A 21,101-nucleotide genomic window follows, 5' to 3' on the forward strand; every position below is an offset into this window, starting at 1 on the left:
TACTATGCCAAGCGGTAAAAAACGTAAAAGACATAAAATGGCTACCCACAAACGCAAAAAGCGTTTAAGAAAAAACAGACATAAGAAAAAATAAGCTACTGTAAAGTAGCTTATACCTCGCTTTGCGGGGTTTTTATGTGTGTATTTTACCCACTTATTAACTTGCGGCGCAATAGTGCGCCGTTTTAAGAAATGGAGTAGCAGTTGATAAAAGAATTAATTATCGATTCATCCCCCAACGGGGCTACCATTGCATTATTACAGGACAGACAACTTGTAGAACTCCACAAAGAGCAGATCACTAACAATTATACTGTTGGCGATATTTATTTAGGCCGCATAAAAAAAATTATGCCCAGCCTTAATGCGGCCTTTGTGGATGTTGGTTACGAGAAGGATGCCTTTTTGCATTATCTTGATTTGGGGCCGCAGGTACAAAGCCTGCTTAAGCTTACTAAACAAGTGCGTAGCGGTGGGTACCAATCGAAGCTTTTAGATAATTTTAAGCCGGAAGCTGATATTAACAAAGGGGGCAAGATCTCTGATGTATTATCAAAAAGCCTGCTTGTACCCGTACAAATAGCCAAGGAGCCAATTTCTACAAAAGGCCCCCGCTTAAGTTCCGATCTGTCAATAGCAGGCCGGTATGTTGTGCTGGTGCCTTTTTCTGAGGTGATATCCATCTCAAAAAAGATAAAAAGCAATACGGAACGCAACCGCCTGCGTAAGGTGGTTGAAAGCATTAAACCAAAGCATTTCGGCGTTATTATACGTACCGTATCTGAGGGTAAAGGTGTGCAGGAATTGCAGAAGGACCTGCTTGACCTGATATCTAAATGGGAAACATTTGTTACCAAGCTGCACGGAACCGAACCCTCTAAAAAGGTTTTAGGCGAAATTGGCCGTACATCTACCATCCTGAGGGATATCCTTAACCCCGACTTTCAGCATATTTATGTGAACGAGCAGAGTATGTATGAAGAGGTGAGGTCGTACATACACGAGATCTCTCCCGATCTGGAAGGCATTGTCCGTTTACACAAACACAAGGAGCCCATTTTTGAGCACCACGGTGTTGATAAGCAGATCAAATCAACCTTTGGCAAAACGGTAAACCTTGCCGGTGGCGCCTACCTGGTTATTGAGCATACCGAAGCCCTGCACGTTATTGACGTAAACAGCGGTAACCGTACAGCCAACAAAGAAAACCAGGAAGAGAACGCCTACCAGGTAAATAAAGAAGCCGCCAAAGAAATTGCCCGCCAGCTGCGCCTGCGCGATATGGGAGGCATAGTGGTTGTCGATTTTATTGACATGCACAAGCCAACCAACCGTAAAGAGCTTTTTGATTACCTGAAAGCCCAAATGGCGGACGACCGTGCCAAGCACACCATTTTGCCGCCAAGCAAATTTGGATTGATCCAGATCACCCGCCAGAGGGTAAGGCCCGAAATGAACATTGTTACCAGCGAGGTTTGCCCTGCTTGTGGCGGTACCGGCACTATCAGGCCAACCGTTTTATTGATAGATGATATTGAAACAAATTTCAACTATATCCTTACCGAGCAAAACGAGAAAAATATTACGCTTTGTGTACACCCGTACATTGAGGCATACATTAAAAAAGGCGTATTTAACCGCCAGATGAAATGGTATTTTAAATATGGCCAGTGGATAAAGGTTAAAAGTAACCCGGCCTACCAGATCACCGAGTTTAAGTTCTTCTCAGCGAAGGATGAAGAGATAAAATTGTAAATGTGCGGATTTGCAGATGTGCAAATATGCAAATGAATATAAAGAGCAGATGTTTTAAATAGCATCTGCTCTTTTTGGTTATCTTTAAATATGTGGGGAAGAAAAAGCTTATCATCGTTGTTAAAAGAAATAATTATCCAAGCTGAACAGGTTGGTTTGCCTCAAAAAGATTTACAAATAGCAACAGAGTATATAGAGTACAACGAGTTTGGTGTTGCCCTTGAACATGTGATAGACCAGTTATTTGAATTTGACATTAAAATAAACCAAGTGATGTACGATTCAATAGCATTGTCTGCACAAGCCATGAAAATGGATGAAAATACATATAGTTTCCTTAAAAGCTTAATTGGCTCGGATTAATTTTAAAATAATTGCTAATTTTATTGGCAAAACAATCGTAAATCGTACTTCTAAAATCTAAGATCAAATTGGCTAAATCTAAAATCGCTTATTTCTGTCAAAGTTGCGGCTACGAGTCGGCTAAGTGGCTGGGCAAATGCCCAAGCTGCCAACAGTGGAATACTTTTGTTGAAGAAATTTTAGAGAAGTCCAACGCTTCCGTACCAAACTGGAAGGCCAGTCCTGCATCATCACAACGCGCCAATAAACCTGTGGAAGTAGCTGATATCACTTTTAAGGAAGAACATAGGTTATTAACGCCCGATAAAGAATTTAACCGTGTTTTGGGCGGTGGTATTGTTGCCGGCTCATTGGTATTGATAGGCGGCGAACCTGGTATAGGTAAATCAACCCTGATGCTGCAGCTGGCGCTGAATATGCCCAATGTTAAGGTATTGTATGTATCGGGCGAGGAAAGCGACCACCAGATAAAAATGCGGGCGGAACGCCTTGCGGCAGTTGGCAGTGAGCAGTTGGCAGTGAGCAGTCGAAAATCCGAAAATCCGAAATCCGAAATTAACAAAGGTTGCTACATCCTTACCGAAACATCAACCCAAAACATATTTAAGCAGATTGAAGAGTTACAGCCGGATATCCTGGTGATTGATTCCATTCAAACGCTGCATTCCTCGCACGTGGAATCTACTCCCGGCAGCGTATCGCAGGTACGGGAATGTACCGCCGAACTTTTACGTTTTGCCAAGGAAACATCAACACCGGTGTTTTTGATAGGCCACATTACTAAAGATGGGATGATAGCCGGGCCAAAAATACTGGAGCATATGGTAGATACCGTATTGCAGTTTGAAGGCGACAGGCACCATGTTTACCGCATATTGCGCACCATTAAAAACCGTTTTGGCTCATCATCAGAACTGGGCATTTACGAGATGCTGGGCGAGGGCCTGCGCGAGGTATCAAACCCATCAGAGATCCTATTATCCCAACGCGACGAACCATTAAGCGGCATCACTATATCTGCCACCTTAGAGGGCATGAGGCCGATGCTGATAGAAACCCAGGCATTGGTAAGCACATCGGCATATGGCACGCCACAGCGCACCGCAACCGGCTTTGATACTAAACGTATGAGCATGCTGCTGGCCGTGTTGGAAAAACGCTGCGGATTTAGGCTGGGCGCTAAGGATGTGTTCCTGAATATTACCGGCGGCATCCGCGTGGAAGACCCGGCTATTGACTTAGGCTTAGCCGCGGCCATTATTTCATCGCACGAGGATATCCCCATTCCTGCAAAAACCTGTTTCGCGGGCGAGATTGGCTTATCGGGCGAGATCCGAGCGGTTAACCGGGTAGAGCAGCGCATAGCCGAAGCACAAAAACTTGGCTTCGAACAGATCTTTATCTCTAAGTACAATATGCCAACCGCAGCTAAAGACAAGAAGCGGCTCGACCTGTCGCGCTACACCATTGATGTGAAAGTTGTAGGCAGGATAGAGGAGGTATTTGGGCTGTTATTTGGATAATGCAGGCGATTATGGTCTCAAAAAATCCCCGTCTACAATTAAAAGCTTTACGCCTTCGGCAGATACGGAGCGGTGCGAGCTGGCATCGTCAGATACTACATAACTTTGCCCTTTGCTTAGCGTAAATATTTCGCCTGTGGCAAGCTCGCTGTTAAAACTACCTTCCAGGCAATGCACGATGTGGCCTTTCTGGCACCAGTGGTCGGCAAGGTAACCGGGCGAATATTCTACCAGGCGTATACGGAAACCGGGCAACTGCAGCGTTTGCCACCAGGATGTTCCCTGTTCGCCCGGATGTTCTTCTTTGGAGATTTTATCCCAATTTATGGTTTGGAAGGGGATAGTCGTATTCATTAAAACTTTTGTTTATTATCAGGCTAATTATAGCCTCCTATTTACTTAACCACCCGTTATCGCCCATCCAGGTTTTTAGCCACTCAAACCAAAGGCCTTTACTTTTTGGGTTAAACATCCCAAATCCATGCCCGCCCTCGGGGAAGATGTGCATTTCGGCTTTTACCTTGTTTTTTACCAGCGCATCGTACATGATCAAAGCATTCTCTATAGGTACCGTGTCATCATCTTCGGCGTGTAGTATAAACGTTGGGGGTGTGTTGGCGGTTACCTGTTTTTCGTTCGAGTACAGGTCCAGCTGTTCAGGCGTCGGGGTTTTGCCAAGCAGGTTTTCGCGAGTGCCGGCATGGCCCTTTTCGCCAAAGGTTATTACCGGGTATATCAGCATCATAAAATCGGGCCTAACGCTGGTGTTGTCTTTATTTTCAATTACCACCTTATCAAAGTGGGTGCCCGTGGTAGAAGCCAGATGCCCCCCTGCCGAAAAGCCCATAATACCAACGCGGTTGGGGTTGATGCCCCATTTGGCGGCACCCTGCCTTACCATTTGTATGGCACGCTGTGCATCCTGCAGCGGGCCGATGGTTTTATCAACCATGATTAGGTCGGTAGGCAGGCGATATTTTAGTACAAAGGCTGCTACGCCTATCTTATTAAACGCTTTAGCTACGGTAAACCCCTCATGCTCGGATGCCAGCCCGGCATAAGAGCCACCCGGACAAATTACCACGGCGGTACCGTTGGCCGTGCCTTTTTCCGGCAGGTAGGCGGTAAGAGTAGGTATGCTAACGTTGGTTATCCAAAAGGTATCGGTAATAGTCTCCGCATAAGTGGCCGGGGTAGGTTTTGAATTGGGCACGACCTTGGGGTAAAGCGGCATAGGCTTTTCCTGGCCAAAGGCGGCAGCGGTTATAACAGTCAAAATCAGCGTGGTTAAAAAATTCCTCCTCATGGTCGGTCTGGTAATTGGCGAGCCAAAGTACAATTTATGCAAACAAAAAACGATGCTGTAGTGTGCAGCATCGTTTTTTGTAATCTCCGCGAATCAAAAGCGGCGGAATTGTGCGACTCCTCCCTTGGGAAGGTGTAGGAAGGGGTTAATGAACTAATCGGAACCCCTCCCTGCCGATGCACAACCCACCACACCCCTTCCGTGGGGAGGGAATTAATATTGCTAACTCTTCGGCCCGCCAAATTCCATTAGATAGGCTTTTAAAAACTCGTTCAGGTCGCCGTCCAGTACGGCGGCAGCGTTGGAAGTTTCGTGATCAGTACGCAGGTCTTTAACCAGCTTGTATGGGTGCAGTACGTAATTACGGATCTGCGATCCCCACTCAATCTTCTTCTTATTGCCTTCCACCGCACTTGAAGCTTCCGCACGTTTGCGCATCTCGGCCTCGTATAATTGCGATTTTAGTAAACGGATAGCATTCTCCTTATTCTGTAATTGCGAGCGCGATTCCTGGTTTTTGATGATGATGCCCGACGGTTTGTGGTATAAACGTACCGCGGTTTCAACCTTGTTTACGTTTTGCCCGCCTGCACCGCCCGCGCGGAACGTCTCAAACTCGATATCGGCATCCTTTACTTCTATCTCTATGGTATCATCAACCAAAGGGTACACATAAACCGAAGCAAAAGAGGTATGGCGCTTAGCATTGGCATCAAAGGGCGATACGCGCACCAAACGGTGAACGCCGTTCTCTCCCTTTAAATAGCCGTAGGCAAAATCGCCTTCCAACTGCAGGGTAACGGTTTTTACACCGGCCACATCGCCAGGCTGGTAATCCTGCTCGGTAACTTTGTAGCCGTTCTTTTCGCCCCACATAATGTACATGCGCATCAGCATACCTGCCCAGTCGCAGCTTTCGGTACCACCGGCGCCGGCCGTAATTTGCAGTACGGCGTTAAACTGGTCTTCCTCTGCGCTCAGCATGTTTTTAAACTCCAGTTCTTCAACCGCGGTTAATGCCAGGGCATACTGCTCGTTCATTTCAGGCTCGGTAGCATCGCCACTCTGGAAAAATTCGAACAATACATTGGTATCTTCTACCACCGATACTACCTTTTGGAAGGCGTCGGTCCATATTTTTTTTGTTTTGATGGATGCCAGTACCTTCTCGGCATCTTTAGGATGGTCCCAAAAGTTTGGGCCTAAGGTTATATCCTGTTCCTTTTGCATGGCATCGAGTTTGGTATCGATGTCAAAGATGCCTCCTCAGGGAAGTTGTTCTATCCCTTAAATCCTGCATGTTTTCTCTTGTCATAATGGCAAAGATATAAATTTGGTTGACGTAGGTTATAAAAGTTAGAGTGGTTGTAGAAGTTGTAAGGTGCGGCTTGCTAAACAAAAAAGGTTGCAAGGATCTGACCTTACAACCTTTATAGCTTTTATAACCCTTTTAACCTAATTACGCAATCCGCAGTTGGTTTAGCAAAAGGCCCATATCGCCGGCGTTGCCGCTTAATTTTGATAGCATGGCACTAAGGGCAAATTCTTTATTCTGTTCGCTTTTGGATTGTTTGATCAGTTCCTGCATCACCGGCGGGATCAGTTCATCTGCTATCTGCATAGCCTGGGGCGTATCAATATTGTAAAAATTGTTCAGTTTATTGGCAAATTTATTTACCGCGCTGTTTATAAGCGGGTTATCATACAAACCCGAAAACTGGAAGTATTTCACCAAGTCCTTCAACCGGCCACTTTCCATCTGGTTTTTTAATACCTCGATGATAGAACTCGAAGCTTCGTTTATTACCGCTTCGCGGTATTGTTCCGGTACTGCCGGGTTGTTGATAACAGCATTATCAGCGTTATTTTTTACAAGCAAAAAGAGTTTTTCGAACATGATAGTATGTAATTAAAAAACAAATTAAGAAAATGATGAAAAATAATTGGTTTATTTATCAACACCACAAATATATGAATTGTTTATTTTGATTTTCAAAAAATTATTCAATATCTGTTATTGATATGACAATTTTAAGGTGTAAAACAAACACTATGTATGGTGTGTTAAAATAACACTAAACTGTCCTATTTTCACTTTTACTTCAGGGCTCAGTTTTAACTTGTTATTTTTACAAAAAACATCACAACTATGCTGCCAAATATCAATTTCACAACCACCCAATCTTATAAATACCTAACCGACCATTATATAGATATCGTGTCGAAAAATTTAAAGGAATTATTTGAAGCTGATAACCAACGTTTTGAAAAATTTTCGTTACAGTTTGACGATATTTTGCTGGATTACTCCAAGAACCGCGTGGACGACGAGACCGTTGCTTTATTGATACAACTGGCGCGCGAGTGTGGTGTAAATAAGGCAATTGAGGCCATGTACTCGGGCGAGAAGATCAACGTTACCGAAGGCCGCCCGGTGTTACACATCGCTTTGCGTAACCGCAGCAACACACCAGTTTATGTTGATGGCAAAGATGTAATGCCCGATGTGAACGGCGTGTTAGATCATATGAAAGAGTTTAGTGAAGCCATCATCAACGGTAAATGGACGGGTTACACAGGCAAAGCTATTACCGATGTGGTGAATATCGGCATCGGCGGGTCTGACCTTGGCCCCGTAATGGTTACCGAAGCTTTAAAGGCTTACAAGAACCACCTCACCATGCACTTTGTATCCAACGTGGATGGTACACACATAGTAGAAACTTTAAAAGAGGTTGACCCGGAAACTACCCTGTTCCTCATCGCGTCAAAAACGTTTACCACGCAGGAAACCATGGGCAACGCCCACAGCGCCCGCGACTGGTTTATTGAAAACGGAGGTAAAGATGAGGACGTGGCCAAGCACTTTGTGGCGCTTTCTACCAATACCGAAGGGGTTGAAAAATTTGGCATTGATACCAATAATATGTTCGAGTTTTGGGATTGGGTTGGCGGCCGCTACTCGTTATGGAGCGCCATTGGCCTGTCCATTTCCCTAAGCATCGGCTTTGATAATTTCGCGGAGCTGCTGGATGGCGCACATGCCATGGACAACCATTTTAAAGATGCTCCGCTCGAGCAAAACCTGCCTGCTATTTTAGCGCTGATAGGCATTTGGCATAGCAACTTTTTTGAAGCAGAAACAGAAGCCATCCTTCCGTACGACCAGTACATGCACCGCTTTGCAGCATATTTCCAGCAGGGGGATATGGAAAGCAATGGCAAACATGTTGACCGTAATGGCAAGCATGTCGACTATCAAACCGGCCCTGTTATCTGGGGCGAACCTGGCACAAACGGGCAGCATGCTTTTTACCAGCTGATACACCAGGGCACCAAATTGATCCCCTGCGATTTTATAGCGCCTGCGCAGTCGCACAACCCGCTTGGCGAACACCACAATATGCTGCTCTCAAATTTCTTTGCCCAAACCGAAGCTTTAATGAATGGCAAAACCGAAGAGGAAGTAATTGCCGAACTGAAAAAAGCCGGTAAAGCTGATGAAGAGATCAGCAAAATAGCGCCATTTAAAGTATTTGAAGGCAACCGCCCTACAAACTCTATACTGGTTAAAAAAATAACCCCGCGCACTTTGGGTAGTTTAATTGCCATGTACGAGCATAAAATATTTGTACAGGGCATTATATGGAACATTTACAGTTTTGACCAATGGGGTGTTGAGCTGGGCAAGCAACTGGCCGGTAAGATCCTGCCCGAACTGAAAGATGATAAAGAGGTAACCAGCCACGATTCCTCGACAAACGGGTTGATCAACCAGTATAAGGCCTGGAGGTGAACCCTGAGTTAGCAGTGTGAGTTGACATTGGCAGTACCTGTTTTAATTGCGATGTTGAAACATTTACAGCCGAATGTAGCCTCAACAATTTTATAATCAAAAAGGCCGCGAATATCGCGGCCTTTTTGATTATCGGGAGGGCTGGGCATTAAGCTTTCACCCGCTCTACATACGCGCCTGTAGCGGTATCTACTTTTACTTTATCGCCTATGTTGATGAACAGCGGCACCTTTATTTCGGCGCCGGTTTCAACCGTAGCGTTTTTTAGCGCACCAGTAGATGTATCACCTTTTACAGCCGGCTCGGTATAGGTTATTTCCAGCTCGGCCGAACCGGGGATAGATGCCATAATAGGCTCTTCGCTTTCAAAGGCTACAATAACGTTCATCCCTTCTTTAAGGAACCTTACCGCAGGGCCAAATAACCTTTTTGGTACGTTATGCTGGTCGTAAGTGGTGTTATCCATTATCACAAGGGCATCACCATCTTCATACAGGTACTGGTAATCGTTGGTTTCCACACGTGCTATATCCACTTCTTCGTCTGTACGGAACCGGTACTCCACCAATTTGCCCGATTTTACATTACGCATGCGGGCCTGGTAAAACGCACGCAGGTTACCCGGGGTGCGGTGTAAAAACTCCTCTACCTGAACCAGCTCTCCGTTAAAACGAAGTACATTTCCATTTTTTACATCAGATGCTTTTGCCATAAATGTTATAATTGAGGCGCAAAATTAGGGATTAGATTTAATTTTTCAGACAGGGAATGTAAGATAATGCCTTTGGGACATTAAGGCTGCAAACCATAGGCTGCAGGTATAATTAATTGGTAACCTCCCGCAAAGCTTCAATAATTTTTTTCGCGGTGGCAGCAAGTTCATCCTGCGTTGGGGATAACTTAGGCTGGGCAAAGTTCATATCGTCAACCCGGTTCATAGGTATTAAATGGATGTGCGCATGGGGCACTTCCAGGCCAATTACCGCTACACCAACCTTTTTGCAGGGGATGGCTTTTTTTACACCCGTAGCTACAATTTTGGCGAACATTTGCAAGCCCATGTAGGTTTCGTCATCCAGGTCAAAAATGTAATCAACTTCTATTTTAGGGATAACCAGCACATGCCCTTCGGCTAAAGGGCTGATGTCCAGGAAAGCTAAAAACTCATTGGTCTCGGCAACTTTATGCGCCGGGATCTCGCCAGCTATTATTTTTGAGAAGATGCTCATGGGTTAGTTTAATTAGTGATTTAATGTGCCGATAACTATCGGGATAAGTGAGTTAGTGATTTAAAACGCGCTAAATCACTAATTCACTAATTCGTCATTATCGTGAGATCTCTAATATCTCAAATTCAATTTTGCCTGCGGGTACAGTGATCTCGGTTTTATCGCCTACAGATTTACCTAACAGGCCTTTTGCAATTGGCGATGCTACAGAAATTTTACCTGCTTTAAGGTCGGCCTCGCTTTCTGATACCAATTGATAACTCATGGTGGTACCGCTCTTGATATTTTTTATTTTTACGATAGATAGCGCCAAAACCTTTGATGTATCCAGTTTAGATTCGTCAAGCAGTCGTGCGTTTGCCAATGCTTCCTGCATTTGGGCAATTTTGCCTTCGTGTAAACCCTGCGCCTCTTTTGCCGCGTCGTATTCGGCGTTTTCCGATAGATCGCCTTTATCCCGTGCCTCCGCTATTGCAGCGCTGATATTAGCACGGCCGGTAGTTTTTAAGTATTGTAATTCTTCTTTTAATTTTTCTAAACCTTCTTTGGTATAGTACGATACCTCTGCCATAACACAATTATAATTAGTATTGATTTATAATTACCGCCAAAAAAAACCGCCCCCCTACTTTTTGATAGAAGAGCGTGATGGCCTTAAAAACAAAACAAGACTACGTGGGCCGGGCCTGCATAGTCTTGTTTTGTGTAAAACGAAGATAGTATAATTAAGTTTTAATATCCAAATTTTTTGTTGCACTCATGATAAAGCCATTCGCTTCCCGATAGCTATCGGGACACTACTCACTAATTAATCCAAGTTCACCAAGCTTCCGCGCCATTACCTCGCTTATTTTGCGGTAACTGTCAAACGTCCACCCGGCAACGTGTGGGCTTAATAGTATCTTGCCGCTTTTGCGCAGTTCATCAAACCAGGCCTGGTCCCCCAGCGCCGGGAATTTCTCTACCTCCAGCACATCTAACCCGGCTGCTATTATTTTGCCGTGTTTGATAGCATTAAGCACGGCCTGTGTTTTAACCACCTTGCCGCGGGCCATGTTCAGGAAAAATATCGGTTTTTTAAAATGGAACAGGTATTCGTCGTCAACCATTCCGTTGGTTTCGGCAGTAAGGGGGATATGCAGGCTTAACACATCGCTGTGCTTAACAATCTCTTCCATGCTTACCTCGCGGGCATACCTGTCGCTAAAGCCCGTTTTGTATTTATCGTAAGCAATAACGTTCACCTCAAACCCCGATAGCTTTTTGGCAAAGCTGCTGCCCATATGGCCGTAGCCAATAATGCCAACCGTTAATCCCTTTAGCTCGTAACCACGATTTTCCTCGCGGCGCCAGCTGCCTGAGCGGATCTCCGCATCGGCAATGTTCATATTGTTCATTAGCGATAACAGCATCCCGATGGCATGCTCGCCAACCGCATCCATATTACCCTCGGGGGCGTTTATCAGTTTAATGCCTTTGGCAAGCGAGTAATCCTCGTCAATATTATCCATGCCTGCCCCGGCTCGGCAAATAAAGCGCAGGTTGGCGGCCTTATCTATAAAAGCTTTATCTACCTGGAACTTCGACCGGATGGCCAGCCCATCGTAATTATCAATAATGGCAAAAGCTTCATCGAGCTTCATATCCGGCTGGTAATTGCAGGTATAACCCAGTGTTTCGGCTTGCTCCATAAAGGCCGGGTGCAGGTCGTCGACTATAAGGATGTTGTTTTTCAAGAGCGTAAGTTTTGATGGTAAAACTACAAATTTAGAAAGTATAAGATACGGGCAGTTAATTATGTGGTTTACGCATGACGATTTACTCACCCCGACTACGCTTCGCTGGTCGACCCTCTCTGCTTCGCAAAGAGGGTGAGGAAAATGAAGCTTACCCTCTTTCCGCTTGCGGAGAGAGGGTGGTCGAGCGAAGCCAAGACCGGGTGAGTAAATCCTTCACTCAATCTTGGCACGTAAATAGCAATATCCCACCTATGAAAATGCCTTTTGGAAAAGCACGAACCGATATAAAGCAATATATAGACACGCTATCGCACGACGGGTTCAGAAAAATATTTGACCAGATAGACCAGTTGAGTGTAAAAAAAGGTGTGGATAAACACGGGCTGGATAAATTTATTAACCAATGCGCTTATATAGCGGCCGGCTCGGGCGCTATTGCCGGCAGCGGGGGCCTTATGACCATGCTGGTGGGTATGCCGGTTGATTTTGTAAACCTGATAACCCAACAATTCAGGGTTACTATGGCCATTATGTATTATGCCAAAGGCAGCTATAGGGTAGGGTTCGACGAATTTATGCAGTTGGTGGCAACATCTTTTAAGATAGAAGCCGGTGTTGCGGTAACCAAGAATGTAATGGAAAGTATTGCCGAAAAACTATTGCTGGCATTTGGAGTGCGGGCCGCCGAACGCCTGGTACCCGTTGTAGGCGCTGTTATCGGAGGCACCGCCAACTACCTGTTTGTAAAACGCATGGCGCAAAAGGTTAAAGAGATTAACAGGGTAGATAAGCACGTTATAATACCTGTAGTGTAACTACCTGTTTGCTGCTATTTCATTGGTCAGCTTCACAAAGTCGGCAACACTTAGTCGCTCGGCACGCAGGTCGAGGGTTTTGTTATCTACCATCTTCTCTTTGTTTATTAAGGATGAAACGGCATTGCGCAAAGTTTTACGGCGTTGGTTAAACCCTGCCTTTACCACCTGCCAAAACAGTTTTTCGTCGCAGCCCAGGTCGGCGGTTTCGTTGCGGGTTAGCCGGATAACTGCCGACAGCACTTTTGGCGGCGGGTTAAATACCCCGGCCTTCACCGTAAACAAATACTCTACCTTATAATAAGCCTGCAAAAAAACGCTCAGGATACCATACTCTTTACTGCCCGGTTTAGATGCACAGCGCTCGGCCACTTCCTTTTGGAACATGCCCACCACCTCGTGCACCTGGTCGCGGTGGTCCAGGATCTTAAAAAGTATCTGCGAGGAGATGTTGTAAGGGAAGTTGCCGATAACCGCCATCTGGCTTTTAAACTTCGCTTTAAAGTCGAGCTCCAAAAAATCATCATTAATAAGCCGCTCGCCCAGATTGGGGTATTTCTTTTTCAGGAACGTGTATGATTCTGTATCGATATCGATCAAAAAAGTTTCGTAATCGGCCTTTTGCAGCAAAAAATCAGACAGGATGCCCATACCGGGGCCAACCTCTAACACTTGTTTGTACTTACCCGCCGGGCGCAGGCTCTCCACAATTTTCGAAGCTATATTTTTATCAGTAAGAAAGTGTTGCCCTAAATGTTTTTTTGCTCTTACTAACGTCATTACCTGTTTTTATTTGAGCAAATTAAGGCATATTTGTGCTTTAATCAGGAATTATAAACTTAAAATCTTTTTATTTGCATGTTGAGCGCTAAGCTAAAGGCTTAAAGCACAAAGCAAATTATAAGATCCGGCACTATAAAGGCCGGTGAATTAAATATAATCGGTGAAATCTAAAAAGAAAGTAATCGATGAAATCATACTACTATGAGCGACAAACCTAAAATAGGAATAAGTATTGGCGATGTTAACGGGATAGGACTTGAAATTATCATCAAAACCCTGGCGGATACCCGCATATATGACTACTGCACACCTATTGTTTACGGGCATACCAAAGTGGCATCGTTCCACCGCCGTAATACCGAGATCAGCGAGTTTAGCTTTAATGTAACCGACCACCCGGCCAACGCGCTGCACCGCAAACCTAATATGATAAACTGCTGGGAAGAGGATGTACGCATCGAGCCCGGCCAGGTGACCGCTGAAGGTGGCAAGTATGCCTATATTTCGTTGCAACGCGCTACCGACGACCTGCTTGCCGGCCACATAGACGGCTTGGTAACCGCACCTATCAATAAGGACAATATCCAGAACGCGGAGTTCAGTTTTCCCGGCCATACCGAATATTTACAGCATCGCGATAGCAAAACCGAATCGTTAATGTTTTTGGTGAGCGAAACCCTGCGCGTGGGGGTAGTAACCGGCCACATCCCGGTATCAAAAATTGCCGAAAGCATCACCACCGATAAAATAATACACAAGCTAAAGCTGATGAACGCCAGCCTGCAGGACGATTTTTGGGTGCGTAAACCCAAGATAGCGGTACTGGGCTTAAATCCCCACGCCGGCGACAACGGTCTTATCGGCAACGAGGAGAAAGATGTGATCATCCCGGCGATTGAAGAAGCCAGGAACAACGATGTGCTTGCCTTTGGCCCGTACTCGGCCGATGGCTTTTTTGCCAACGGTACCTATTTGCAGTTTGACGCCGTGCTGGCCATGTACCACGACCAGGGGCTGATTCCTTTTAAGCAGATCGCGTTCGAGTCGGGGGTTAATTACACTGCGGGACTAAGCTTTGTGCGCACCTCGCCGGATCACGGTACAGCGTATGATATAGCAGGCAAAAACATGGCATCCGAGATCTCGTTCCGCGAGGCGCTATTTACTGCTATCCACATTATTAAGCATCGCCGGGAAACCGCCGAACTTAACGAAAACCCGCTTGTTTTTGCCAAGTTAAGCAGAGACAGGGACTAATAAGGCCTTTTACAGATACTGTTTTAAATTAATTACCGTTAAATAAAACATTTATCTCTAAAAATCATTTTCCAGCTTAATGAGTAATTTAATTAACCGCATCAGGTCAATTGATGCGTTTCGTGCGGTTACCATGTTCCTGATGATCTTTGTTAATGATCTGGATGGCGTGCCAAACACACCCGAGTGGCTCAAACATGCAGATGTAAATGCCGACGCTTTAGGACTTGCCGATACCATTTTCCCCGCCTTTCTTTTTATTGTGGGTTTATCAATACCCTACGCTTTTAAAAAACGCCTTTATAACGAGGACGCCAAGCTGCCGCTGCGTATTATCACACGGTCGTTCGCGCTTATATTTATCGGGTTTTTTCACGCCAATATGGAAACCTATAACGAGGCTACCACCGTGTTGCCCAAGCCCGTTTGGGATAGCCTGGCCACCTTCAGCTTCTTTTTTATCTTTTTAGATTACAGCAAAACCAGTTCCAAACTAAAGCAATACATTTTCCAGGGATTTGGCGTGGCATTGCTGATAACCATGTGCATCCTTTACAAAAGCACCGACCCAAGCCACCCCTGGCTGCATTTAACCTGGTGGGGCATACTGGGGCTCATCGGGTGGTCGTACCTGGTGTGTGCGTTTATATACTATTACAGTAACGGGGTACTTTGGGTACAGGCCGCCGCCTGGATCTTCTTCATGTTCTTCAATATCGATTTTCACTTTGGCATGCTCAACTTTTTAAACGGCATCCAAAAGTATATGTGGATAGCCGGCAACGGCGCCATGCAGGCTTTTACCATGGCAGGCATATTTGTATCGGTAATGTACATGCGGCTAAACCAAAACAAAGAGATTAAGATGCTGTGGGTAGGCCTGCTGCTGATAGCCGTAATACTGTTTAACCTGGGCTTTATAGTGCGCTACTTTAGCGGCGGCATCTCTAAAATGCGCGATACCCCCTCGTGGGTGCTGATATGCACCGGCATTAGCCTGGTGGTGTACGCCGGCTTTGTTTACCTGGTAGATTTTAAGCATAAGTTTCATTGGTTTAAGGTGATAGAGCCCGCGGGCACCAATACCTTTACCTGCTACTTGCTGCCCTTTTTATTTTACCCCCTTTACCAGATGACCGACCTGGGCTACCCCGAATACTTTGACCAGGGTACTGGCGGGCTCATCAAATGTATCATCTTCTCGTTTGTAATGGTATGGCTAACCGGCCTGCTGCAAAAGATAAACGTAAGGCTGAAGATTTAGCAAGAGAGGCAGGAAGGCAAGAGCCAGGAAGCAGGATTTACCGGGGTGTCCCACTAAATATGACACACAATGAGACAGTTTGATAAATTGCTGATATACAAATAGTTACAAAAATTTATTTTTCAATTTTATTTAAAGCATAACTTTCAAAATTTACCTCAACTCATTTAATATAAGGTATTTATATATTTTCAACAGGGTGTCCCACTCGTTTCTGAATGGGACGGAATGGGACACCCGCTGATTTTAGATTTTAGAATTACGATTTCGGATTTAATGTATCAACCTAAATCCTCACCCGTGCTGAGAGAAGTTTACACTTTTAGTTACTAATACTGCGGTTAGTTTACACTTTTTTTCGCCCGGCATTCGCCTTATATTGCGCGCTTAATTACAGTCAGCCATGCCCGCAACCGCCCAATACTGGATAGATCATTTACAACTGCAGCCGCACCCCGAGGGTGGGTATTACAAAGAAGTTTTCCGTTCGCCCAATCAGGTTACGCGGGCCGGTGCTACGGCAGGGAAGCAGGCCTGCACATCCATTTACTATTTGCTGGAAGGCCGCGACTTCTCCGGCTTTCATCGCCTGGCGTCCGACGAGCTTTGGTATTTCCATAAAGGTGAGCCGCTGCATATCCATGTACTCGGCGCTGATGACAACCTCACCACCATCGAACTGAGCGACACGCTTACCGGCAACCTGCAGGCCATCATCCCGCCAAACACCTGGTTCGCGGCCGAGATCCCTTCTGACACCGGCTTTGCCCTAATGAGCTGCGCCGTTGCCCCCGGTTTTGATTTTGCCGAGTTCGAGATGGCGAAGAAGTTTGACTTGCTGGCGCGATATCCGCAGCATGCCAACTTGCTGGATAGGTTGTGCAGATGTTAACTACAGAAAAAGGTATAATTATTGCACCTTGATCTGTAACCAATAACATGATACATGAAACCACGAAAGATCTGGGCAAACTTCAGTGTTAAAGATGCCGCCCGCACCAACCAGTTTTATACGCAGCTGGGCCTTAAACCCAACAATACCAATAACTACCCCAAATTGGCCAGCTTCGCCTTTGGCGACGACGCGTTTGTGATCCATTTTTTTGAAGAAGGCTCGCAGATAAATGATTTTTTAACGACCGGCGCCACCAACGAGATCATATTTACGCTATCTGCCGAAACCGAACAGGAAGTAAAGGAGTGGGAAGAGCAGGTAAAGGCCGCGGGCGGCAGCATCTTCCAGCAGGCAGAGCGCGATAAAAATGGCTACTACGGCTGCGGCTTTGCCGACCCCGACGGGCATAAGTTTAATATACTGCTGATGGAAGAGGGGATGTAGTTGGCGTAGGCTGCCTACAACCCAACTTCGGCGTTCGATATTAAAAATTCATTATTCGATATTAAAAAAGCAGCGCCGCTGGGGTTGAGTGGCCTCTTACTTCTTCAATAACTCTGCCGAACCAAAAAACAGGTCTTTATCTTTGGTGTCCACGTTAACCGGAACCCGGCACGATAGCGAGTACACTCTGCTGCCAACCAATATCATTTGCAGGTACAAAGTGCTTTTTGTGGTATTGTCCACCCCGGTAAGGTTGTAGGTGGTGTACGTTTCCCATTTGCCTATAGTGGCCGGGCCAAAGGTGTAATTGATTTTCTTCGACGCAATTCCAGTCCTTAACCCATCGGCAAATCGCTGGTCGTCCTTTATCGGTGCAAGTGCGGCCGAATCTAAATGCGCCATCACAAAATAATCTACCATGTTGGCGCTGTAGGCAACACTATCCGCCTGCCTAAGGGTATAAACATCAACGTCGTTCCGCACCTCCTTTAGCGGCGCAGCAGGGAACTTCACCAAAAACTGCTCGTCCAGTTTTTGCGCAACCCAGGCAGTTTGGGCATTAACAGCAGCCGAAAACATCAGCGCAAACAACAACAGGTAACGGGCTTTTTTCATTGTGATTAGGATATGGAGTTAAGGTGATAAAAAGCCAAGATAGCGTTATCAGATGGATTTGAAAAGGTGGTGTGGTGGGTTTCGGTAAGGGGCAGTCCCGTTTTACGCTTATACGGCGTAGGCGTTAGGCGCGGGGGCCGTTATCGCTTCACGTGGGATTAGACATCTGTTCATTTAGATGTGAGATTTGTACAGGAATATAATGATTATACTGTGGATATAAGAAATTAGTAATACTTTGGAAATCCATTAATGTATCATAGCTGTTCTTATATCCTAATATAACCTTCTTTATTTTTAATATTGGAATTAAGCTTTTAAGCACCGTTGGCGAAATGGCTTTTTCAATTCTTATATATTCGCTGCTTTTGAACAGTGGTAATTCTACATAAGCGTAATTAATTCCACTTTTTGCAATAGAGTGTTTTAAATTACAAATATGGTGAGTAGACTCCTTTAAAGTGTACTGATCAAATTCATGGTGTGTTAAAAGCCTTACTTCTTTTTCATGTTCCCAAATTTTATTTTTATGCAATGCCATCAATGAAGACAATGCCTTCGGAAAGTTTTGGATAACCGAACTATGCTCTTTTTGAAATTCTTCATGAAAAGTCATAAAATCACGGAATCTTTCAACAGATTTACAACTACCGTACTGAACATTCGCTAACAGAAAATTTGACCATTCATCTATCGGATTAGTGACTTCGAAAACAATTGCGGCACCTAATCCATCCCCTCCATACAAACGCCACATCGGAAAGTTGTCAGGGCGGTTTTTATTAGTTACTTTACAAAATGAAGCAGTAAAAAAGTGGTTTTTATAACCATCAATTTGATCATTCGTAAACTTCATCTGCAAATTTTTAACAAGGAAGCTAACTTCTTGCGGGTCATTAAGAGCAATTAAATTGCTCAAGCGTAAATAACCACTATTAATAATTTCTATTATGTTTTGAACACTCGAACTATAGTGTATGAGGTCATAATTCCTTTTTGTTTGGTATTCTGTTTTATTTAGATTAAAAGAATTAAGTCTAAATTCAAATTTGCAGAATAAAGGCTCGTCCCCGCTATACCATGATCTCCTGCTGCCAAATTCGAGACTTGGGTAAAACTCTTTCGCGGATTTTAAGTATTTCTCAACAATATTATCGATGTAAGGAGTAGCGCTTTTTCGATTCATTTTTTGTAACTATAATAAGGTTCAGTAATGCAAGATAGCAAAATTACAGGTTGCAGGAAGCCCCCGCGTTGGATTGCAGCGGATACCGGCCCCGCGCCTAAGGCCTGTGCAGTATAAGCGTAAAGCCCGGCCGCAGGCAACGCCCATAGCGAGTTGGAAGTTGAAAGTAGGCAGTCAGGAGCCCTTTGTCATGATAAGCCTGTCGAACCATTGGCCGCCGGGTCTCCACCCGCGCCCTTCCAAAAGCTCAGGATTGACCCCCTGTTTAATAACACACCCCCAACCCCTCTCAAGAGGGGAGCTAAAATCCCAGAAAAACCCGCTCCCCGCACTACAATCCCCGCACATTCTCCCCCTGTTAACACCCCAAATCCCAATTAAAAAAAACACTTTCCGGTTTTGAGAAATTTACCTACATTTGCGGGCTAATTGTTGCTCATTGAAATCGCTAAAGACATATTCAATACCTTTTACCGGCCTTAAACTGGGTAAGCATTATTTTGAATACGAGATAAACGATGCTTTTTTTGCTGAATTTGATTATTCGCTGGTGAAAAAGGCTAACCTGGTTTGCAAGGTTGAACTGGATAAGCAGGAAACAATGCTGATCCTGAATTTTGACATTACAGGCACCGTTGGCGCCACTTGCGATAAGTGCCTTGCCGATTACCTGCAGCCGATGGACATACACGAGCAGCAGATAGCCCGCTTTACCGACGAGGAAATGGGCGAGGATGATGAGATAATTACCCTGGGCAAAAACGATCACGAGATCGCATTAGCCGGGCTGATATATGAATATGTTAACGTTGCCCTGCCGTTTATTGCAAATTGCAGCAACCAGGGCGATGGCAAGCAATGTGACGAGGAAATGCTGCAAAACTTAGATAAGCTTGCGGCAAATGATGAACAAACCGAGCGAATTGACCCGAGATGGGAAGCGCTTAAAAAATTAAAATAATATAATAACTAAAAGTTATGGCACATCCAAAACGGAAAATTTCAAAATCAAGAAGAGATAAACGCAGAACGCATTACAAAGCCGAAGCGCCTACTTTAACTACTTGCCAAACTACTGGCGCGGTACATTTACCACACCGTGCTTACACTGTTGACGGTAACGTTTACTTCAACGGAAAAATTCTGATCGAAAAGGCAGTTGCTGTATAAGTTAATTTTCTGAAATGAAGATTGGCTTAGATATTATGGGCGGCGATTATGCCCCCAGGGCAGCCGTTTTAGGAGCAATTGAAGCCGTCAAGGCTTTAACTGCAGGGCAAAAACTTGTGCTTATTGGCGACAAGGATGTAGCCCTTACCATTCTTCAGGAAAATAATTTTAGCCCCGATAACTTCGAGTTTGTACACACAACCGAGGTTATTGGCATGGGCGAACACCCCACAAAGGCCATTGTTCAAAAGCCAAATTCAAGTATAGCTGTTGGTTTCCAGATGCTTAAAGAGGGTGCCTTACAGGCATTTTCGTCGGCAGGGAACACCGGGGCCATGCTGGTAGGCAGTATGTTCAGCGTAAAAACCATACCCGGTGTAATACGCCCGGCCATGACAACCATTGTACCCAAACTTAAAGGCGGTTTGGGTATTATTTTAGATGTAGGCGCCAACGCCGATTGCAAGCCCGATGTGCTTTTGCAGTTTGGTATTTTGGGCAGCCTGCTTGCCGAATCTATCTACGGGATACCCAACCCGCGCATAGCGCTGATGAATATTGGCGAAGAAGAGGAAAAAGGCAACCTGCTTTTACAGGCCACCTATCCTTTAATGAAAGAAACCACCCTGTTTAACTTTGTTGGTAATGTGGAAGGGCGCGACCTTTTTGCCGATAACAACGATGTTATTGTTTGCGACGGTTTTACAGGCAACGTTATTCTTAAACTTGCCGAATCTTTTTACGTTATTACCCAAAAGAAAAGATTAAAAGACGAATTTTTTGACCGTTTTAACTACGAGCAATACGGCGGAAGCCCTATACTTGGTGTTAATGCGCCTGTTGTTGTTGGCCACGGCATATCAAGCCCCGAGGCGATCAAGAATATGGTGCTGCTGTCCAGGAACATGATCGAGACCAATCTTATAGATAAAATTAAACTGGCTTTTCAGTAAAAAAACAT

Annotated in this window: 23 protein-coding genes; 12 read left to right on the forward strand and 11 right to left on the reverse strand. The window is 45.0% G+C overall.

Features of this window, described 5'->3' with window-relative positions; translation table 11 throughout:
* Positions 1-204: 204 nt before the first annotated feature.
* The 3 genes from EWM62_RS15720 (at position 205) to radA (ending at position 3,641) form a co-directional block, all read left to right on the forward strand.
* Complete coding sequence (locus EWM62_RS15720) at positions 205-1,755, forward strand: Rne/Rng family ribonuclease (RefSeq protein WP_129877632.1); 1,551 nt, start codon at positions 205-207, stop codon at positions 1,753-1,755.
* Positions 1,756-1,845: 90 nt separating this feature from the next.
* Positions 1,846-2,118, forward strand: coding sequence for a MafI family immunity protein (locus EWM62_RS15725; protein ID WP_129877633.1), 273 nt, complete (start codon positions 1,846-1,848; stop codon positions 2,116-2,118).
* A 68-nt stretch (positions 2,119-2,186) separates the two neighbouring features.
* Complete coding sequence (gene radA / locus EWM62_RS15730) at positions 2,187-3,641, forward strand: DNA repair protein RadA (protein ID WP_129877634.1); 1,455 nt, start codon at positions 2,187-2,189, stop codon at positions 3,639-3,641.
* Between the two features lie 9 nt (positions 3,642-3,650).
* Here radA and EWM62_RS15735 read toward each other — a convergent pair whose 3' ends face one another.
* The 4 genes from EWM62_RS15735 to EWM62_RS15750 form a co-directional block, all read right to left on the reverse strand.
* A complete protein-coding gene (locus tag EWM62_RS15735; protein ID WP_129877635.1) occupies positions 3,651-3,995 on the reverse strand; it encodes a DHCW motif cupin fold protein in 345 nt (114 codons plus the stop codon).
* Positions 3,996-4,032: 37 nt separating this feature from the next.
* Positions 4,033-4,947 carry an alpha/beta hydrolase gene (locus tag EWM62_RS15740; protein WP_129877636.1) on the reverse strand — a complete coding sequence of 305 codons (915 nt, stop codon included), beginning with the start codon at positions 4,945-4,947 and terminating at the stop codon, positions 4,033-4,035.
* A gap of 222 nt (positions 4,948-5,169) precedes the next feature.
* Positions 5,170-6,262, reverse strand: a protein-coding gene (gene prfB, locus EWM62_RS15745; RefSeq protein ID WP_203235062.1) for a peptide chain release factor 2 whose coding sequence is annotated in 2 segments (ribosomal slippage) — positions 5,170-6,201 and positions 6,203-6,262 — 1,092 coding nt in all. Because the reading frame shifts where the segments join, the coding sequence is not laid out codon by codon here.
* A 144-nt stretch (positions 6,263-6,406) separates the two neighbouring features.
* The gene (locus EWM62_RS15750; protein WP_129877638.1) at positions 6,407-6,844 is read right to left on the reverse strand and encodes a hypothetical protein; all 438 of its coding nucleotides are present in this window, start codon (positions 6,842-6,844) and stop codon (positions 6,407-6,409) included.
* A gap of 252 nt (positions 6,845-7,096) precedes the next feature.
* Between EWM62_RS15750 and pgi the strand changes: the two genes are divergently transcribed.
* The gene (gene pgi / locus EWM62_RS15755) at positions 7,097-8,743 is read left to right on the forward strand and encodes a glucose-6-phosphate isomerase (protein ID WP_129877639.1); all 1,647 of its coding nucleotides are present in this window, start codon (positions 7,097-7,099) and stop codon (positions 8,741-8,743) included.
* A gap of 148 nt (positions 8,744-8,891) precedes the next feature.
* On the opposite strand, the gene efp is transcribed toward pgi, so the two are convergent.
* The 4 genes from efp to EWM62_RS15775 all read right to left on the reverse strand — a co-directional run bounded on the left by efp (position 8,892) and on the right by EWM62_RS15775 (position 11,708).
* The gene (gene efp / locus EWM62_RS15760; protein ID WP_129877640.1) at positions 8,892-9,455 is read right to left on the reverse strand and encodes an elongation factor P; all 564 of its coding nucleotides are present in this window, start codon (positions 9,453-9,455) and stop codon (positions 8,892-8,894) included.
* A 112-nt stretch (positions 9,456-9,567) separates the two neighbouring features.
* The gene (locus tag EWM62_RS15765; RefSeq protein WP_129877641.1) at positions 9,568-9,972 is read right to left on the reverse strand and encodes an HIT family protein; all 405 of its coding nucleotides are present in this window, start codon (positions 9,970-9,972) and stop codon (positions 9,568-9,570) included.
* A 97-nt stretch (positions 9,973-10,069) separates the two neighbouring features.
* A complete protein-coding gene (gene greA, locus EWM62_RS15770; RefSeq protein WP_129877642.1) occupies positions 10,070-10,543 on the reverse strand; it encodes a transcription elongation factor GreA in 474 nt (157 codons plus the stop codon).
* 226 nt (positions 10,544-10,769) lie between these two features.
* On the reverse strand, positions 10,770-11,708 hold the full coding sequence (locus EWM62_RS15775) for a 2-hydroxyacid dehydrogenase (protein ID WP_129877643.1): 939 nt from the start codon (positions 11,706-11,708) through the stop codon (positions 10,770-10,772).
* A 254-nt stretch (positions 11,709-11,962) separates the two neighbouring features.
* On the opposite strand from EWM62_RS15775, the gene EWM62_RS15780 reads away from it, so the two are divergent.
* Positions 11,963-12,526, forward strand: coding sequence for a hypothetical protein (locus tag EWM62_RS15780; RefSeq protein ID WP_129877644.1), 564 nt, complete (start codon positions 11,963-11,965; stop codon positions 12,524-12,526).
* Here the strand turns inward: EWM62_RS15780 and rsmA are convergent, their stop codons facing one another.
* On the reverse strand, positions 12,527-13,306 hold the full coding sequence (gene rsmA / locus EWM62_RS15785; RefSeq protein ID WP_129877645.1) for a 16S rRNA (adenine(1518)-N(6)/adenine(1519)-N(6))-dimethyltransferase RsmA: 780 nt from the start codon (positions 13,304-13,306) through the stop codon (positions 12,527-12,529). It abuts the gene before it with no gap.
* Between the two features lie 204 nt (positions 13,307-13,510).
* Here rsmA and pdxA point away from each other — a divergent pair, with 204 nt between their 5' ends.
* From pdxA to EWM62_RS15805, 4 genes are all read left to right on the forward strand, one after another.
* A complete protein-coding gene (pdxA, locus tag EWM62_RS15790; RefSeq protein WP_129877646.1) occupies positions 13,511-14,566 on the forward strand; it encodes a 4-hydroxythreonine-4-phosphate dehydrogenase PdxA in 1,056 nt (351 codons plus the stop codon).
* Between the two features lie 79 nt (positions 14,567-14,645).
* Positions 14,646-15,830 (forward strand): DUF5009 domain-containing protein, encoded by a 1,185-nt coding sequence (locus EWM62_RS15795; protein WP_129877647.1) that lies wholly within the window; start codon positions 14,646-14,648, stop codon positions 15,828-15,830.
* A 403-nt stretch (positions 15,831-16,233) separates the two neighbouring features.
* The gene (locus tag EWM62_RS15800; RefSeq protein WP_129877648.1) at positions 16,234-16,722 is read left to right on the forward strand and encodes a cupin domain-containing protein; all 489 of its coding nucleotides are present in this window, start codon (positions 16,234-16,236) and stop codon (positions 16,720-16,722) included.
* A 54-nt stretch (positions 16,723-16,776) separates the two neighbouring features.
* Positions 16,777-17,169, forward strand: coding sequence for a VOC family protein (locus EWM62_RS15805; RefSeq protein WP_129877649.1), 393 nt, complete (start codon positions 16,777-16,779; stop codon positions 17,167-17,169).
* A gap of 96 nt (positions 17,170-17,265) precedes the next feature.
* On the opposite strand, the gene EWM62_RS15810 is transcribed toward EWM62_RS15805, so the two are convergent.
* Positions 17,266-17,784 carry a hypothetical protein gene (locus tag EWM62_RS15810; protein ID WP_129877650.1) on the reverse strand — a complete coding sequence of 173 codons (519 nt, stop codon included), beginning with the start codon at positions 17,782-17,784 and terminating at the stop codon, positions 17,266-17,268.
* 148 nt (positions 17,785-17,932) lie between these two features.
* Positions 17,933-18,970 carry a DUF2971 domain-containing protein gene (locus EWM62_RS15815; RefSeq protein WP_129877651.1) on the reverse strand — a complete coding sequence of 346 codons (1,038 nt, stop codon included), beginning with the start codon at positions 18,968-18,970 and terminating at the stop codon, positions 17,933-17,935.
* Positions 18,971-19,409: 439 nt separating this feature from the next.
* Between EWM62_RS15815 and EWM62_RS15820 the strand changes: the two genes are divergently transcribed.
* From EWM62_RS15820 to plsX, 3 genes are read left to right on the forward strand one after another with little or no spacing between them, the layout of a single operon-like run.
* Positions 19,410-19,931 (forward strand): YceD family protein, encoded by a 522-nt coding sequence (locus EWM62_RS15820; RefSeq protein ID WP_129877652.1) that lies wholly within the window; start codon positions 19,410-19,412, stop codon positions 19,929-19,931.
* A gap of 17 nt (positions 19,932-19,948) precedes the next feature.
* Entirely contained in the window at positions 19,949-20,140 is a 192-nt protein-coding gene (gene rpmF / locus EWM62_RS15825) for a 50S ribosomal protein L32 (protein WP_082855913.1), read from the forward strand.
* Positions 20,141-20,154: 14 nt separating this feature from the next.
* Positions 20,155-21,093: a phosphate acyltransferase PlsX gene (gene plsX / locus EWM62_RS15830; protein WP_129877653.1), complete on the forward strand. Its 939-nt coding sequence runs from the start codon at positions 20,155-20,157 to the stop codon at positions 21,091-21,093.
* Positions 21,094-21,101 lie beyond the last annotated feature (8 nt).

It is taken from the genome of Mucilaginibacter terrigena (assembly GCF_004168255.1).
Lineage (GTDB): Bacteria > Bacteroidota > Bacteroidia > Sphingobacteriales > Sphingobacteriaceae > Mucilaginibacter > Mucilaginibacter terrigena.